The sequence below is a fragment of the Bradyrhizobium sp. USDA3010 genome (genome assembly GCF_056429065.1).
The window spans coordinates 51546-66947 of record NZ_JBWJZD010000008.1 but is presented as its reverse complement, the minus strand read 5'-3'; the positions used below and the strand labels follow the sequence as shown (position 1 = coordinate 66947).

Genomic DNA, 15402 nt, shown 5'->3' with positions numbered 1-15402 from the left:
GCCGATCTTCCCGTCAAGGCCAAAGCGGTCGAGTACGTGAAGGTTTGCTCCCTGTATGGTCCCGGCTTCTACTACATCCCGGGCACCGACACCTGTATCAAGCTGGGCGGCTACCTCCGTGTGGATGTTCTCGCGAACACCAACTCGGACAACACCGGCAACACCTCGGGCGCTGGCGCGGCGAACAACCGTTTCACCAACGGCTACACTTGGCGGTCTCGTGAAGACCTGAACATCGATACGCGCACCGCGACCGAATACGGCGTGGTCCGCACCTTCTTCGATGCGACGTTCTCCTGGACGTCGGATAGCTACGGTGGGCAGGGCAACGGCACGACCGTTTACTCGCCGATCGGCGCGGTTCAGGCTCCGAACAACGCCAACTCCGGCGCGGTTGCCGCCGGTACGGTCGGCGTCTACTACGCCTTCATCCAGTTCGCCGGCTTCACCATGGGTAAGGCGGTCTCGCAGTTCTCGGCTCCGTGGGCCAACTATCCGGGCAACAACTACGACGGTCTCGTCGGCGGTGGCGGCACGGTTACTGGTGTGAACCAGTTCACCTACACCGCTCAGTTCGGCAACGGCGTGTCGCTGTCTCTGTCGGCTCAGGATCAGACGGCCTACTACCAGGCTGGCGTCAACAACCTCGGTGCGGTTCCTGGCGCGCTCGGTCCGTACGGCACCTCCGACTACGCCGGTACGATTTCTCCGGACCTCGTCGCGATGCTGCGCGTCGACCAGGCTTGGGGTCTGTTCCAGGCATCGTTCGCTGCGCATGACAACCACGCGGCCTACTACGGCGGCACCGAGTTGACCGGTCATCCGGACGACAAGTGGGGCTGGGCAGGTCAGTTGGCCTTGTCGATCAAGAACATCCCGACCGGACCGGGCGACACCATCAACTTGCAGGGCGTCTACACCAACGGTGCGACGCGCTACAACATCCAGGACCTCGCCGGTTCGGCAGGTGCGAACACCATCTTCAGCGGCACCGGCCTTGCTGGCGCCTACCAGAGCATCGGCTTCGGCATCGCGCCCGATTCGGTGTTCATCAATGGTGGCTCGCAGCAGCTGGTCTCGACCTGGGGCTTCCGTGGTGCCTACGTCCACAACTGGAACCCCTACTGGAACACCAGCATCTACGGTGCCTACGCTGGGATCATGTATAACAGCACATCCAAGGGCTACATCTGCGGCCCGGCCGGCAACGGTGTGGGTGGTTCGTTCGGCGCCACCTTCGGTACCGCGGGTTTGGCCTCGTGCAATCCCGACTACAACATCGCGCAATTCGGTACCCAGACCCAGTGGACTCCGGTCAAGAACCTGACCTTCTCGGCGGACTTGCTCTACACCCACCTGGATCAGAAGTATGCCGGCACGATCACGTTTCCGGGCAGCGCCGGTATCGCCAAGCCGGGCGCCGTGTACGAGCTGAAGGACCAGAACACTCTGCTCCTCATGCTCCGCGCTCAGCGCAACTGGTGATCCCGGTTGATCTGACTGTGATCTAACAGAGCCCCCGGCGCCAAAACGCCGGGGGTTTTGCTTTGGTGGGCTGCTCTCGCCGATCAGGCGGCGAGCATGTCGCGCACCATCGGCACCACCTTGCGGCCATAGAGCTCGATGCTCTTCATCAGCTTCTCACGCGGCAGCGGGCCCGCCGAATATTTCAGCTGGAAGCGCGCAGCGCCGAGCGCCTTCACGGTCGCCGCGATCTTGCGGGCGACGGTTTCCGGCGCGCCGACATACAGCGAGCCGTGTTCGGCCTCTGCCACGAACTCGTCGCGGCTCATTGGCGGCCAGCCGCGCTCCTTGCCGATCCGGTCACGCATGACCTTGTAGTCCGGCCACAGCTCTTCCCGAGCTTGCGCGTCGGTCTCGGCAACGTAGCCCGGCGAATGCACGCCGATCGGCTTCGGCGTCCGGCCGAACTGCTGGTAGGCCCGCTGGTGCAGGTCGACATAGGGCGCAAAGCGCTTGGGATCGCCGCCGATGATGGCGAGCATCAGCGGCAGATCGTAATGCGCCGCGCGCACCACCGATTCCGGGCTGCCGCCGACGCCGATCCAGGTCTTCAGCCGGCCGTGCTCGACCGGCGGATAGACCGACTGGCCCTTGAGCGGCGGCCGCAGCTTGCCCTGCCAGGTCACCGGCTCCTGCTTCAGCAGCGCGGCGAACAGGTCGAGCTTTTCCTCGAACAACTCGTTGTATTGCCGCAGGTCGAAGCCGAACAGCGGGAACGATTCGGTGAACGAGCCGCGGCCGAGGATCACCTCGGCGCGGCCGTTCGAGACCGCGTCGACGGTTGCGAAGCGCTGGAAGACGCGGATCGGATCATCCGAGCTCAGCACGGTCACCGCCGAGCCGAGGCGGATGTTTTGGGTGCGCGCGGCGATGGCCGCCAGCACGGTCTCGGGGGAGGAGATCGCGAAGTCGGCCCTGTGGTGCTCGCCGAGCCCGATGAAATCGATCCCGAGCTGATCGGCCAGCACCGCCTCGTCGACGACGTTGCGGATCACCTGGGCGTGGGGCAGCGGCGCGCCGGCGGCGTCCTTGGTGACGTCGCCGAATGTGTCGAGCCCGAATTCGAGAGAGGTCGTCATCAATCAGTCCAGTTGTCGGCGTGGCGGATCATCCGCCACGGGCCACCCATCGCACGCAGGCCGAGAGGTCGTATTGCTGCGGAGAATGTCCGCAAGCCTGCGCTGTGGAGCCTTCGGTTGGAGATCCAGTGGAGGTATTGCCTGTTCGCCGGGCGGCAAGGTCACGCTGCGAAACGCAGCGTTTCCAGGTCGCTTGTATCCGGCCTGCGGTCGAGGCCGGGGCGATCAGCCCGGAATGACCAGGAAGCCGGCCCGCGGGAAATGCACCACGACCTCGCCTGTGCGTTCGTCGGAGCGGCGGATCGCGATGTGCTGTGCGGACAGCGAGACGATCTCGCCGCGGACCGGGATCTTGCCGTAGTCGTCCGGCATCACGCTGACGATGTCGCCGGGCTTGCGACCGTTCGGATCCAAGGGGTCGTCGAAAACAGGCGACTCCGGCCGCGCCTTCGCCGCGATCTCGAGCGCGTCGGCTGACGACATTTCGGTACGCGTACCGTGGCCGATGGCGCGCACGCGCTCCTCCCAGGCCGCAAGGCGCGGGAAGGGCTTCATGATCTCGTCCATCGTCGCGACACTTTGCCGGGCATACCACACGTTCATGTAGGCACTGACGTCGGCGAGGCTGAACTCGCCGAACAGCCAGGATCGGCCGTCACCGAGTTGCGCCTCGATCCAGTCGACATTGGCGCGGAACTGGTCGTGCATCTGCGGCAGCGCCGCGGCCATGGCGGTGACGTCGAACTTGGCGCCGCGCAGCTTCTCGCGATCCTCGATGAAATCCTGCGGGACCTTGTCGCCGATGAAGCCGAACGCGAGGGTGACCGTGTTCTGGAAGAACGGCCGGTCGGTCCACATGCCGAGCGCCCAGGGCATCCCGGCATTGCCCGCGGGAAACAGCGTCGGCGTCGGATAGCGCCGCTCCAGCTCGCGGATGATGATCTGGGTGTCGCAATAGATGTCCGCGCCGATCTGCATCGTCGGCGTACGGCGATAGCCGCCGGTCATCGGCATCAGATCCGGCCTCGGCATGATCCGGGAAATCCGTACCGAGTTCCAGGCAAGCTTCTTGAATCCGAAGATGATGCGGATTTTCTCGGAGAACGGCGATTGATCGAAATGATGCAGGATCGGCGTGGGCTGCGACATGGCCTTCTCCCGGGATAGGGCTGCGATCTCCTCGGACCTTGTCGCACAGCCTGACAAGATTTCGGCGGATCGCAACCCATTTCCTCTGGAGAACGACGACGGCGCCGGGCCGTCAGAACGACTCCGCCCATGGCCGCAGGTCGAGCTCCAGCGTCCATGCGCTGCGATGCTGGTGATGCAGCACCCAATAGGCATCCGCGATGGCTGCGATGTTGAGCAGCCCGTCCGGTCCGCGGTCGTCCTTCAATTGCGGACGCAGGCTCAGCAGGCGATCGCCCTCGATGCCGCCGTCGACCACGACATGGCCGACATGGATGCCCTGCGGCCCGAATTCCCGCGCCACGCTCTGCGCCAGCGCGCGCAGCGCGGCCTTCGCGGAGGCGAATGGCGCGTAGTTGGCCTTGCCGCGCAGCGAGCCGCTGGCGCCGGTGAACACCAGCGTACCGCCGCCGCGCGCGAGCAGGGCAGGGATCGCGGCCTGCGCGAGCTGGAATCCGCCGAGCGCGTGTTCCCGCCAGTGCTCCTCGAAACGCTGCTCGGTGACCTTCAGAAACGGCGCCGGCCGGTTGGAACCTGCATTGTGCACGGCCATCGCCAGCGGCGCGAGCTTCCCGGCAGCCTCGACGAAGCGGGCGACATCCGCGGCACTTGAGGCATCGCCGACGACATGGGTGACTTTGGCGCCGGTCGCTGCGAGTTCGGCTGCGGTCGCGGCGAGCTTCTCGGCGTTGCGCCCGGCGATCGCGACGGGATAGCCGCCGGCGGCAAAGCGGCGCGCGATCGCGGCGCCGAGGCCATTGGATGCGCCGACGCCGGCAATCAGCACGCTTCCCTGCACGGCGGTCGACTCGAGGCCGGATCGGTCGTTCATGGCTCACTCCATCAAGCTGCCCGCGGCGCGGGCGAAATCATTCGTCGGACGCCATCGCGACGATGGCATCGCGCACCGTCCGCAGAATGGCATCGGACCGCTTCGGATCGGTGATGACGCGCGAGATCGCGAGTGCGCCGACCATCGCGCTCACCGCGACGATTGCGCCGCTGTCGTCAGCGTCGCCGAACGTCTCGGCGACCTTGGCGATGAAGGATTCGATGTGCGGCTCCATCACCGCACGGCATTGCGCGTCGGCGCGGCCGACATCGGAGATCAGCGCGCCGATCGCGCAGCCCGACTTCGGCTGGTCGCGATGGCTGCGGCTGAGATAGCTTCGCACCAGCGAGTTGACGCTGACCGGCTTGTCGGGATCGCGCGATGCGCGCGCCGACGCCTCACCCAAGGTCAGCGCCTGTTCCAGCGCCGCGGCGATCAGCTCGGAACGCGAGGCGAAGTGGCCATAGAAGCCGCCATGGGTCAGCTTCACCCGCTGCATCAGGCTTCCGATGCTGAGCGCGTCGAGCCCCTTGTCGCGGATCTGCGTCGCGGCCTCGTTCAGGATGCGCTCACGGCTCCTGGCCTTGTCGGCCTGGGAATGGCCCATTTCGCATAGCCCCTGTTTGACTCTCCATCTGGATTATGACCATCATACATCTGGATGACAACTATCATCCAGAAAATTATCAGTCACGAAGCAGGGAGGAACAGATGTCGGGCAGCGCGAGTGAAGGGCGGGTCCGCCACGAGCGGCATGATCACATCCTGAAGATCGTCATCGACAATCCGGCGAAGAAGAACGCCTTCAGCCCGGAGATGATGGCTGAGCTGTCCGACGCGCTGACGCTGCTCGACAATGACGACGGCCTCTGGGTCGGCGTGCTGTGTGCCGCCGGCGGCAGTTTCACCGCGGGTCTCGACATGCCGAAATTCTTCGGCCCGACGGCGAGCCGCAAGCCGCTGCCGGAGGGCAACGTCGATCCCTTTGGACTGTCGAAGCGGTGCCGGAAGCCGATCATCACGGCGGTGCAGGGCATCGTGTTCACCGTCGGCATCGAGATGATGCTGGCCGGCGATATCGTCGTTGCCGCGGACGACAGCCGGTTCTGTCAGATGGAAGCCAAGCGCGGCATCGCGCCGCTGGCCGGCGCGCATTTCCGCTACATCAGCCGCGCCGGGTGGGGTGATGCGATGTATCACCTCTTGCTGTGCGACGAGTTCAGTGCCGCGGAAGCGCATCGGATCGGCCTCGTGCAGGAAGTCGTGCCGGCCGGTCAGCAGATCGAGCGCGCGATGGCGCTTGCGGAGATCATCGCGCGCAATGCGCCGCTTGGAATCCAGGTGACGAAAGAGGCGGGCCGCAAGTTCATTGAAGCCGGCGAGCAGGCGGCAATTGCGATCATCCCGCAGATCCGCGAACGCGTCCTCGACACATCAGATGCGGCCGAGGGCATCAAGTCGTTCGTCGAGCGCCGCGCCGCGGTGTTCCAAGGACGCTAGTCCCCGGGGCGCAAGTCTCAGCGGCGCTCGCTGCGTTCTCTATACGTGCTCGGATTGCGGTTGTGACAATGTTGTCGCAGCCGCATCAATTTCGATCACAACGATCGTACGACGACTCTTGTCGAGATTCGTCGAATCAGGGAGATTCGAATCCATTCATTAAATGCTATTTCGTCCTGCTTTCACTCAAGCGTCCGGTATGGATTCCCATGACAAACGCACGAGTAATAATTGTCGGAAATAACAAGGGCGGCTCGGGCAAGTCGACAATTGCCATGCACGTCGCTATCGCGCTGATCAAGGCGGGTCAGCGTGTCGCCACCATCGATCTCGACAATAAGCAGAAGTCGCTGACGCACTACGTCGATAACCGGCGGGATTGGGCGCGGGAGACCTCGCTGGATCTCGGTATCCCCGCGCATATGTGCTTCGAGACGGTCAGCGGCGGAAGCAGCGAGGTCGAGACGCTCGGCCGTAGCGCGCTTGCCGAGATCGTCGAGCGGCTCGGCCGGTCGCACGATTTCGTCGTCATCGACTGCCCCGGCCACGACACCTATCTGACGACGTTCACGCATTCGCTGGCGAACACGCTGATTACGCCGCTGAACGACAGCTTCCTCGACTTCGACGTGCTCGGCACCGTCGATCCGAACGACTTCAAGGTGACCGGCATCAGCCATTATTCGAAGATGGTGGAGGAAGCGCGGCGCCAGCGCAGCGCGCACGATCAGCCGGCATTCGAGTGGGTGGTGCTGCGCAACCGCCTCTCGACGATCGGTTCCCGCAACAAGCGGCTGGTCGGCGAAGCCCTCAACGAACTATCGAAGACGCTGAATTTCCGTCTGGTCGACGGCCTGGCCGAGCGCGTGATCTTCCGCGAGTTCTATCCGCGCGGATTGACGGCGGTCGACGACGTCAATCAGCTCGCGCTCGGCGGCCGGCCGACCATGTCGCATGTCACTGCATGGCTTGAGATGGAGCGGCTGATGACCGCCATCATGCTGGGTCATCTGGTGGCGCGCCCGGCGGAATCTTCCGACGTCAGCCGCGACGCGGCGTAGGCGAGGTCGGATCGCTAAAGCATGATGCGGGAAAGCGCGAAGCGGTTTTCCGAAAATATCATGCTCAAACAAAGAGCTCATGCGCGATGACGATTCAATCTGATCTCATCGCGCTTTAGCGGCAGTTGGTGTTGCCCGCATTGGCAACGGTCAGGAACGTGATCGTTGCGGGAGCGAAGACGATCGCTCCTGCCGGGGCCGGCTCGCCATTCAGGGCGGGCATCTGGTCGGAAGGCCCGAGCACAAGCGTGCTGCCATTGAGCTGAACATTGCCGTCGACAGGCCTTTCGCTCGCCAATGTGTAGCGTTGCGAAGCCGCCGGCAGCGTCAGCTTGCGCCGCGTCCGCCGATCATTGTTGATGACGAGCAGGGCTATTCCGTCAGGCAGGTCGCGCGCGCAATGTGCATAAACGTGGAGACCGGGTTGCTCGCCGACGCCGGCATCGAGCACGGTGGTTCCCATGAGCCGTCGCCATAGCAGCGCGGCCCAGTAGTTCGGCCGCGGCAGATGGGTTTGCTCGTCAAGCAGCCCGTAGTCGCTCGCCGCAAGCGTGTTGTGCATCACCACCTGAACGCCCGCCTTGGCGAGCCGCCCGAGCTGGTCGAGATAGCGGAACGTATCGGTGAAGGTCGAGGCCCAGCGATTGCCGCCGCACGCGGTCTCCGCGGTCTCGGTCAGCCAGATCGGCTTGCCTGGTGCGAGCCGGTCGCGCAGCGTCCGGTAGAAGGCGAATGTCTTGCCGGTTCGTGCCAGCCATTGGTCTGATAACGCCTGCCTCGCCGTGCGATCGCCGGAGCATCGCGCCGAGAGCGCGCCATAATGATGGTAGGAGACCGCGTCGATGCCCGCCGCTGAAGCCGCAAGGAGGGCTCGCGTATCCGCGCCGGTGCCGATCGTGCCTGGGCCGAGGATCGTCACGTCGGGTGCGGTGTCCTTCATGAATGCGCGGAACGTTGCAAAATCGCGGCCGTAAGCTGCGGCGTCGTAATGCTCTGGGGCGCCGCCGATGGCCGGCAGATCGGGCTCGTTCATGAACTCGGCCGCGGCGATCCGGCCACCGGTCGATCGCGTGAAAGCGAGAAGCTGCCGGGCCTGTTCGGAGGTCCATTGCCCGGCTGCGTCGCGCGCGCCCGTGCTGATCGCAAAGGACGTGACGATGGGCGCGTCGACTGCGTGCGAGAAGTCGATCATGTCGCGCCATTGTTGCCGTGTCAGGACTCCCTTGAAGCCGGCCGGCGGTGCAGCCGGTGGCGCGTCGGAATCCGCAAAGAACGTGCTGTTGGCCCAGGTTCCGCTCACACGAAGGTAGGCGGGAGCGAGTGCCGTGGCGAGCTTGCGTAGCCTGTCGTCGTGCAGATCGATCGGCGAGCGCGCTGCGAACCGTTCCGGCTTTGCCCCCGGCCGAGCGGCGGCTGCATAGGGCTTCCAGAACCGCCCGCCGGTCACCTCGACCATCTCGATGTTGTAGGACTGGAAGCGCGAGTCGATGGTCGCAACACGCGGCATGGCGGCGACGTCAAGCGTCAGCTCTGCCGCGGCGGCCTTCGCCTGAGCAAAAGCCGCAATGGCCAGCACAACGACGCATGCGAGGCGTCGAAGACGAATGGGCCGATGGTCACGCATAGGGGCTTCGCGGCGTTCTCAATGGCGCTTCGCCATAGCATGCCGCTGCAGCTTCTCTGGATCAACTCGATGGTGTGCCGTGCGGCTCGTTCGCGATGCGGTCCCATAGCGCGCGGATCATGTCCTTCATGACCAGCGCGTCCTGCCAGCGGTCGGACAATTCCCTGCCGTCGGGCCCGGTGATGGCATAGGGCGGTGGGCCGAGCTCGCACAGGAAGGTCAGGGTCGCATCGGACCGGGCGCGCTTGCGCCAGGAGCGGATGCCGTAGTCCCACCAGTCCATGAACAGCGACACCCAGCCCTGGTGCTGCGGAAAGCCGAGCGAGATCTGCACCTGCTCGCGGCTCGCGATGCGGCCGTGAATGCCCCAGGCATTGTCGAGGATACGGTGGATCATCGCATGATTGACGTCGTCGACCGGCCAGGCGAATTCGCGGCCGACCAGATAGTGGGAGAGATCGGCGGTCAGCCGCAGATCGGGAAAGCGGTCGAGCAGATCGAGCGTGAAGAACAGGTCGGTCGTCATGCGGTCGCGATGGGTCTCGACATGCACGGCAACGCCGGCCTCCGCGGCCAGTCGCCGCCAGCCTTCGAGCAGGGGAATGCAATCGGACAGCCGGCGCGGCCGGATGTCCGGCTGCAGGTTGACGTGATCGGCGCCGAGCTCAGCTACCAGCTCGAGCACCGGCTTCAGGTCATCGACATTCTTCGGGTAGCATTGCGCCTGCCAGATCATGCCATGGGCGCGAAGGAAGTTCGTCACCTCGCGCGCAAAGGCAGGATCGATGAAGCGCACGCCGGCGCCGTCAAACCCGGCATCGCGGATCATCGCGAGCTGGGTTTGCAGCGGCCATTCGGGCTCGGCCGCCAGCCGCCGCTCCATCGCCCAAAGCGACTGCAGGACGCGCAGCTGCTGCGCCATCAATCAGGCCCGCGCCGGGATCGCCGCGGGCAGCTCGGCGTGCTCGCTCGTGTCCTCGGCGATGTTCTCCTGATAGGTCTCCGGCCCGATCCAGATCGCAACCACCGTGCAGGCCGACAGGAACATCGCGTAGCAGGCGACCGGCCACCAGGTGCCGTAGGCCGCCACCAGCGCGGTCGCGACGAACGGCGCCGGGCCGCCTGACAGCAGCGAGCCGAGCTCGCGGGCGAAAGCGAAGCCGGCGAAGCGGCGCTGCGGCGGGAACAGTTCGGCGAAATACGCCGCCTGCGGTCCGAACATCGCCGCCGTCACCACGGCGCGCGCCAGGATGAACGCGAGCGCGATCATGATCCACTCCCTGGTGCCGACCATCCAGAAGAACGGGAAGGAAAGCGCGACGCCGGCCAGCGCGCCGAACATGTAGACCGGCCGCCGTCCGATTCGGTCCGACAGGACCGCAAAGCCGAGGATCGCAAACAGCTCGACCGTGAATGCCAGCATCAGCGCACTGAGCGCCTCCGCTTTCGGCACGCCCAGCGTGGTGATGACGTAGCTCAGGCCGAACACCGGGAAGAAATAGCCGAGCCCGTTCTCGGCCATCCGGGCGCCGAGCACGACGAAGAAGTTGCGCGGGTGCCGGCGCAACGCCTCCATCGCCGGATTGCTCTCGACCTTGCCGCGCGCGACCACCGCCTGGGTGTAGACCGGCGTCTCGGTGATGCGCATGCGGACGAAGATGCCGACGACGATCAGCAGGAAGCTCGCCAGGAAGGGTAGCCGCCAGCCCCAGCTCATCAGGGCCTCGCGCGGCAGCATCGTCACCAGCGCGAAGGCGGCGGCGGCGAGCAGGTTGCCGACGGAGACGCCGAGCGGCGCGAAACCGCCCCAGAAGCCGCGATGCTTCGGCGGCGCGTTCTCCACGAGGTAGATCACCGCGCCGCCATATTCGGCGCCGGCGCCGAGGCCCTGGATGACGCGCATCGCGACCAGAAGAATCGGCGCCCAGACGCCGATCTGCGAATAAGTCGGCAGGAAGCCGATTGCGGTGGTGCCGATGCCGATCATCAACAGGGTTGCGACCAGCACCGGCTTGCGGCCATAGCGATCGCCGAGGATGCCGAACAGGAGGCCGCCGAACGGCCGCACCACGAAGCCGACGCCGAAGGTCAGGAACGACAGCAGCGTGCCGACCACCGGATCGCTCTTCGGAAAGAACAGCTCGCCGAACACCAGCGCGGCCGCGGTGCCGTAGAGGAAGAAGTCGTACCATTCGAGCGCGGAGCCGATGCTTGCGGCCAGGATCACACGCAGGCGCGATGTGCGAGCGCCATCTCTTGCCATCTCGGTCATTCGTTTCCCCGTTGTTTTTTTATGGTCGTTTTGGTCGAGCATGATCTCGTGGTTCCGGATCGTGCGCGCGAAAGCAGCAATGCCCGCGGCTTGCCGCGGGCACTGTCGTCAGTCTCAGGCGGCGCGCGTGAAGTAGGACTTCTTCGCCGCCGACTGGGTCTCGTAGATCGATCCCTGTCGTTTGGCCGGCGGCAACGGCATCCGCACCGGCACGTCGCTCAGCCGCGGTGTGACCACCGGCGGACCCGCCAGCAGGCGGCTGTTGAATTCGTCGAAGTCCTTCACGCCCATCAGCGGCCAGGCGTCGCTGGCGGCCACTTCATAGAGCAGCAGGTTGCGCGGCCGGTTCGACGTGTTGGTCGCCGAGCCGTGCAACGCACGCACGTGATGGAACGACATGCTGCCGGCCTTGCCCATGCAAGGCACCGCACGCCTGATGTCGTTCTGGATCTGGTCCGGATCGATCAGGCCTGCGAAGCAGCCGTCCTCGCCGTGATGATCCCACATCGTGCTGCCGGTGTGCGATCCCGGCGTCACCAGCATCGGGCCGTTCTCGATATCGCAGTCGTCGAGCAGCACGCCGATCGCGAGGATGTCGTCATTGGTGTGCGGATAGAACGCCCAGTCCTGATGCCACTCGACCGGCGAGCCGTATTGCGCCGACTTCATGTTGAGTTTTGAGCCGTGTAGGCGAAGCCCGGGGCCGATCAGCTTGGTCAGGATCGAGATCACGGCGGGGCTGCGGACGATCTCGTCGAAGATCGGGTGCACCTTGTGCGGCGCCTTGATGCGGCGGACGCGCGGGGTCTCCGGCGTATGGCCCGGCTCGAGGTCGTAGACGTCGGTATGCTCGCTGACATTGGCCGCGCCGGCCACCAGCTCGGCGAGCACCGTGCGTACCTTGCCGACCGTCTCCTGGTTCAGCACCTCGGGGACCACGATCACCCCGTCGCGCTTGTAGGCTTGGGCCTGTTCGTCCGAAATCACGCCATTTCTCCCATTTTGTTCCATGTTAGCGCTAACATTAGAGGATGCTAGCGCTAACATCATGGCCTGGCAACCCGGAATCGTGCAGGCTCCCGTCCATGAGCTTCGATCTGACCGACTCCGGGACCGGCCCATCGGGCGCCGCGCCCACCCTCTCAGAGGTAGCCAAGCGCGCCGGCGTCTCCTCGATCACGGTGAGCCGGGTGGTGCGGATGCCTGACCTGGTCGCCCCCGAGACCCGGGCGCGGGTCGAGCGGGCAATGCGCGACCTCGGCTATGTCCCGAACCTCGTGGCAGGCGCGCTGGCGAGCGCGCGGACCAATTCGGTCGGCGTCTTGGTGCCGACCATCGCCAACTCGATCTTCGCCGACACGGTGCAGGGCCTGTCCGACAAGCTCGAGCCGCTCGGCTTCTCCGTGATCCTGGCGCAGTCGCGCTATGACGCGGTGCGCGAGGATCGCGTGCTGGCGGCGCTGCTGTCGCGACGGCCGGAGGCGATCATCATGGTCGGCTCGCCGGCGACCGAGGAGGGCAGCCGCCTGCTGCGCAATGCGCGGATTCCGATCGTCGAGACCTGGGATCTGCCGGCCAACCCGATCGATGCGGTCGCGGGCTTCGACAATTACCAGGCCGGTGTCGCTGTCGCGAAGCATCTGGTTGCGCAAGGGCGCAAGCAGCTCGCCTTCATCGGCGGCGATGATCCGCGCGGCACGCGGCGCTGGTTCGGCTTCAGGGACGAGGCGCTGGCAAGCGGTCTATCCGAGCCGCGCCGGCTGATCCTGGACCGCAAAGACTCCGGCAGCGTGGCGGCGCATGCACGCCTGCCCGATGTCGACGCGGTGTTCGCCGCCAACGATGCGCATGCGATCGGCTTCATGTCGGGGCTGCGCAAGGCCGGCCTGCTGCGCGACGGGCCTGCATCGGCGCAGCCGGTCGCCGTGATCGGCCTCGGCGATCTCGAAATGGGCCAGCTGATCTCGCCGACATTGAGCACGATCAGCGTGCATGGCGATGCGATCGGCCGCACCGCGGCGACGCTGGTGCTGGAGCGCGGCGGCGAGCGCCGCATCGATCTCGGTTTCGAGCTGGTGCTGCGCGACAGCGGCTAAAGCGCGATGAGATCAGGTTGAATCGTCATCGCGCTTTAGCTCCTTGTCTGAGCATGATCTTTTCGGAAAACCGCTTCGCACTTTTCCGGATCATGCTTTAGCAATCGCCGCCACCGGGCAGGCGCAGGTCGCTCACGCGTCTCTCCGAATGCTCTCAGTTTGCCGCGACGTCGGTGTCCGCAGCCTCGAGCAAGCCGATGAGGCCACGCAGAATGGCCATCGGCGAAGGCGGGCAGCCTGGAATATGGAGATCGACAGGCACAACCGCCGAGACCCCGCCAACCACCGCATAGCTGCCGGCAAAACATCCGCCATCCCTGGCGCAATCGCCTACGGCGACGACCCATTTGGGATCCGGGGTCGCATGGTAGGTGCGCTCCAGCGCTTCGCGCATGTTCTTGGTGACGGGGCCTGTAACGAGCAGAACATCGGCATGACGCGGTGAGGCGACGAACCGGATTCCAAACCGCTCGACATCGTAATACGCATTGCTGAGCGCGTGAATTTCCAGCTCGCATCCGTTGCACGAGCCCGCATCGACCTCGCGGATCGAGAGGCTGCGGCCGAGGCGTCGTCTTGCGGTGCGGCCGACCAATGCCGCGAGCTCCGCGAGCGCAGCGTCGTCCGGCCGCGGCGCCTGCTCGGTCAATGGCTGGCGAAACAGGCCCTGGAATAAAAGTTTGCGCATCGCCTGCGGTCCTCAGAGGTCCTGCCCCGAATAGGAGCAGTTGAACGACTTGTTGCAGAGTGGGAAGTCCGCCACGATGTTGCCTTCGATCGCTGCCTCGAGCAGGGGCCACTGAAAGCACGACGGATCGCGCAGATGACATCGCTCGATCCGATCTCCGTTGAGGCGTAGCCAGGCCAGAATGTCGCCCCGGAAGCCTTCAACCACCGCCATGCCTTCGGAGGCTTCGCTCGCACCTTGCAGCGACACTCTGACGGGGCCGGCCTCGAGGCCGATGAGGATCTGGTCGGTCAGCGCAAGGCTCTGCTCGACTTCCCGGATCCGGATCCAGACGCGGGCGTTGACGTCGCCATCACTGAGAACGGGGACTTCGAAACGCAGACCATCATAGGGGAGATAGCCGGGCCTGCGTCGGGCGTCATAGTTGCGGCCGCTTGCGCGCCCGACATAGCCACCGGCTGCGAACTGCCGGGCGAGCGCCGGGGTAACGATGCCGGTCGTGACGGTGCGATCCTGCAACGAGGCGGTGTTGTCGTAGAGTTCGACCAGCGCAGGGAACTGCCGGCGGATCTGGTCGAGCGCGGCCCGGATTGCGTCGGGTCCGTCGCCGGCGATGTCGCGCGCGACGCCGCCGGGAACGACAAGGTCGCGCATCAGGCGGTGGCCGAATGCAGCGTCGGCAGCGCGCAGCACGCCCTCGCGCAGCACGGCGCAATGTGCCTGCATCAGCGCAAATGACGCATCGTTGCAGATTGCTCCGATGTCACCGAGGTGATTGGCCAGTCGCTCGAGCTCGGCCATCAGCGCGCGCAGCAGGAGCGCGCGCGGCGGCACGGCAATCTGCTGCGCGGCCTCGACGGCTTGCGCGAATGCCAGTCCATAGGCGACCGTACTGTCGCCGGAGACCCGGCCGGCGAGCCGCGCGGCCTGCTCGACGGTGCTCCCCGCCATCAGCCCTTCGACGCCCTTATGGGTGTAGCCGAGCCGCTGCTCCAGGCGGACCACGGTCTCGCCGCTCGCCGTAAAGCGGAAATGGCCAGGCTCGATGATGCCGGCATGCACGGGGCCGACCGGAATCTGATGCAGACTGTCCCCTTCGGCCGGAAGGAATTGATAAGGCGCCGCATCCGGTGACGCATCGAGACGTTCGCCGAGCGGGAAACGCACTTGCCATCGACCATGATCGAGCCAGGGACGGGGATCCGGCGTGCCCGCGGCCTGAAGCCCGAACAGGTCGTGGACGGTGCGCTCCAATCGAAGCGCCGGAGGATGACAGGCCGCGACCGACGGGAATTGGCGATCGGGACAATCCAGGCTGATCACGCCGATATCGGAGGTGTGGTCGTCGAGGATCGCCATATGCACGCACGATGCTTCGCCCCATAGCCCGAGCAGGCTCAAGCCGCCATCGGCGAGCGCGCTGGCGGCGGAGCGCCAGACATCGTCGTCCACCACTGCGCGCGGCCATGGATGGTGCCGTTCGACCTTGCGGCCCGCCTGGATCAGATCGATCAATTTCGGCATATCCCGTTCTCCCT

General features: G+C 65.4%; 14 protein-coding genes. 4 read left to right on the top strand and 10 right to left on the bottom strand.

Annotation, left to right across the window (positions count from 1 at the left end; genetic code table 11):
- The first annotated feature begins 36 nt into the window (after nucleotides 1–36).
- A complete protein-coding gene (locus AC066Y_RS14945) occupies nucleotides 37–1485 on the top strand; it encodes a porin (RefSeq protein ID WP_478274525.1) in 1449 nt (482 codons plus the stop codon).
- Between the two features lie 83 nt (nucleotides 1486–1568).
- Here the strand turns inward: AC066Y_RS14945 and AC066Y_RS14940 are convergent, their stop codons facing one another.
- The 4 genes from AC066Y_RS14940 to AC066Y_RS14925 all read right to left on the bottom strand — a co-directional run bounded on the left by AC066Y_RS14940 (nucleotide 1569) and on the right by AC066Y_RS14925 (nucleotide 5230).
- Nucleotides 1569–2603, bottom strand: coding sequence for an LLM class flavin-dependent oxidoreductase (locus tag AC066Y_RS14940; RefSeq protein ID WP_478274524.1), 1035 nt, complete (start codon nucleotides 2601–2603; stop codon nucleotides 1569–1571).
- Between the two features lie 225 nt (nucleotides 2604–2828).
- The gene (locus AC066Y_RS14935; RefSeq protein WP_478274523.1) at nucleotides 2829–3752 is read right to left on the bottom strand and encodes a glutathione S-transferase family protein; all 924 of its coding nucleotides are present in this window, start codon (nucleotides 3750–3752) and stop codon (nucleotides 2829–2831) included.
- 112 nt (nucleotides 3753–3864) lie between these two features.
- Nucleotides 3865–4623 (bottom strand): SDR family NAD(P)-dependent oxidoreductase, encoded by a 759-nt coding sequence (locus AC066Y_RS14930; protein ID WP_478274522.1) that lies wholly within the window; start codon nucleotides 4621–4623, stop codon nucleotides 3865–3867.
- 37 nt (nucleotides 4624–4660) lie between these two features.
- On the bottom strand, nucleotides 4661–5230 hold the full coding sequence (locus AC066Y_RS14925) for a TetR/AcrR family transcriptional regulator (protein WP_478274521.1): 570 nt from the start codon (nucleotides 5228–5230) through the stop codon (nucleotides 4661–4663).
- 104 nt (nucleotides 5231–5334) lie between these two features.
- On the opposite strand from AC066Y_RS14925, the gene AC066Y_RS14920 reads away from it, so the two are divergent.
- Both AC066Y_RS14920 and AC066Y_RS14915 read left to right on the top strand, forming a co-directional pair.
- Nucleotides 5335–6123 (top strand): crotonase/enoyl-CoA hydratase family protein, encoded by a 789-nt coding sequence (locus AC066Y_RS14920; RefSeq protein ID WP_478274520.1) that lies wholly within the window; start codon nucleotides 5335–5337, stop codon nucleotides 6121–6123.
- Nucleotides 6124–6398: 275 nt separating this feature from the next.
- The gene (locus AC066Y_RS14915; RefSeq protein WP_478274519.1) at nucleotides 6399–7184 is read left to right on the top strand and encodes a division plane positioning ATPase MipZ; all 786 of its coding nucleotides are present in this window, start codon (nucleotides 6399–6401) and stop codon (nucleotides 7182–7184) included.
- Between the two features lie 115 nt (nucleotides 7185–7299).
- Here AC066Y_RS14915 and AC066Y_RS14910 read toward each other — a convergent pair whose 3' ends face one another.
- The 4 genes from AC066Y_RS14910 to AC066Y_RS14895 form a co-directional block, all read right to left on the bottom strand.
- Complete coding sequence (locus AC066Y_RS14910; RefSeq protein WP_478274518.1) at nucleotides 7300–8691, bottom strand: hypothetical protein; 1392 nt, start codon at nucleotides 8689–8691, stop codon at nucleotides 7300–7302.
- Between the two features lie 178 nt (nucleotides 8692–8869).
- A complete protein-coding gene (locus AC066Y_RS14905; RefSeq protein WP_478274517.1) occupies nucleotides 8870–9730 on the bottom strand; it encodes a sugar phosphate isomerase/epimerase family protein in 861 nt (286 codons plus the stop codon).
- Between the two features lie 3 nt (nucleotides 9731–9733).
- The gene (locus tag AC066Y_RS14900) at nucleotides 9734–11080 is read right to left on the bottom strand and encodes an MFS transporter (protein WP_478274516.1); all 1347 of its coding nucleotides are present in this window, start codon (nucleotides 11078–11080) and stop codon (nucleotides 9734–9736) included.
- Nucleotides 11081–11194: 114 nt separating this feature from the next.
- Nucleotides 11195–12067 carry a phytanoyl-CoA dioxygenase family protein gene (locus AC066Y_RS14895; RefSeq protein ID WP_478274515.1) on the bottom strand — a complete coding sequence of 291 codons (873 nt, stop codon included), beginning with the start codon at nucleotides 12065–12067 and terminating at the stop codon, nucleotides 11195–11197.
- 98 nt (nucleotides 12068–12165) lie between these two features.
- Between AC066Y_RS14895 and AC066Y_RS14890 the strand changes: the two genes are divergently transcribed.
- Complete coding sequence (locus AC066Y_RS14890; protein ID WP_478274514.1) at nucleotides 12166–13176, top strand: LacI family DNA-binding transcriptional regulator; 1011 nt, start codon at nucleotides 12166–12168, stop codon at nucleotides 13174–13176.
- Between the two features lie 154 nt (nucleotides 13177–13330).
- On the opposite strand, the gene AC066Y_RS14885 is transcribed toward AC066Y_RS14890, so the two are convergent.
- Nucleotides 13331–13864, bottom strand: coding sequence for an NADH-quinone oxidoreductase subunit B family protein (locus tag AC066Y_RS14885; protein ID WP_478274513.1), 534 nt, complete (start codon nucleotides 13862–13864; stop codon nucleotides 13331–13333).
- Between the two features lie 12 nt (nucleotides 13865–13876).
- Nucleotides 13877–15388: a hydrogenase large subunit gene (locus AC066Y_RS14880; RefSeq protein ID WP_478274512.1), complete on the bottom strand. Its 1512-nt coding sequence runs from the start codon at nucleotides 15386–15388 to the stop codon at nucleotides 13877–13879.
- Between the last annotated feature and the right edge of the window lie 14 nt (nucleotides 15389–15402).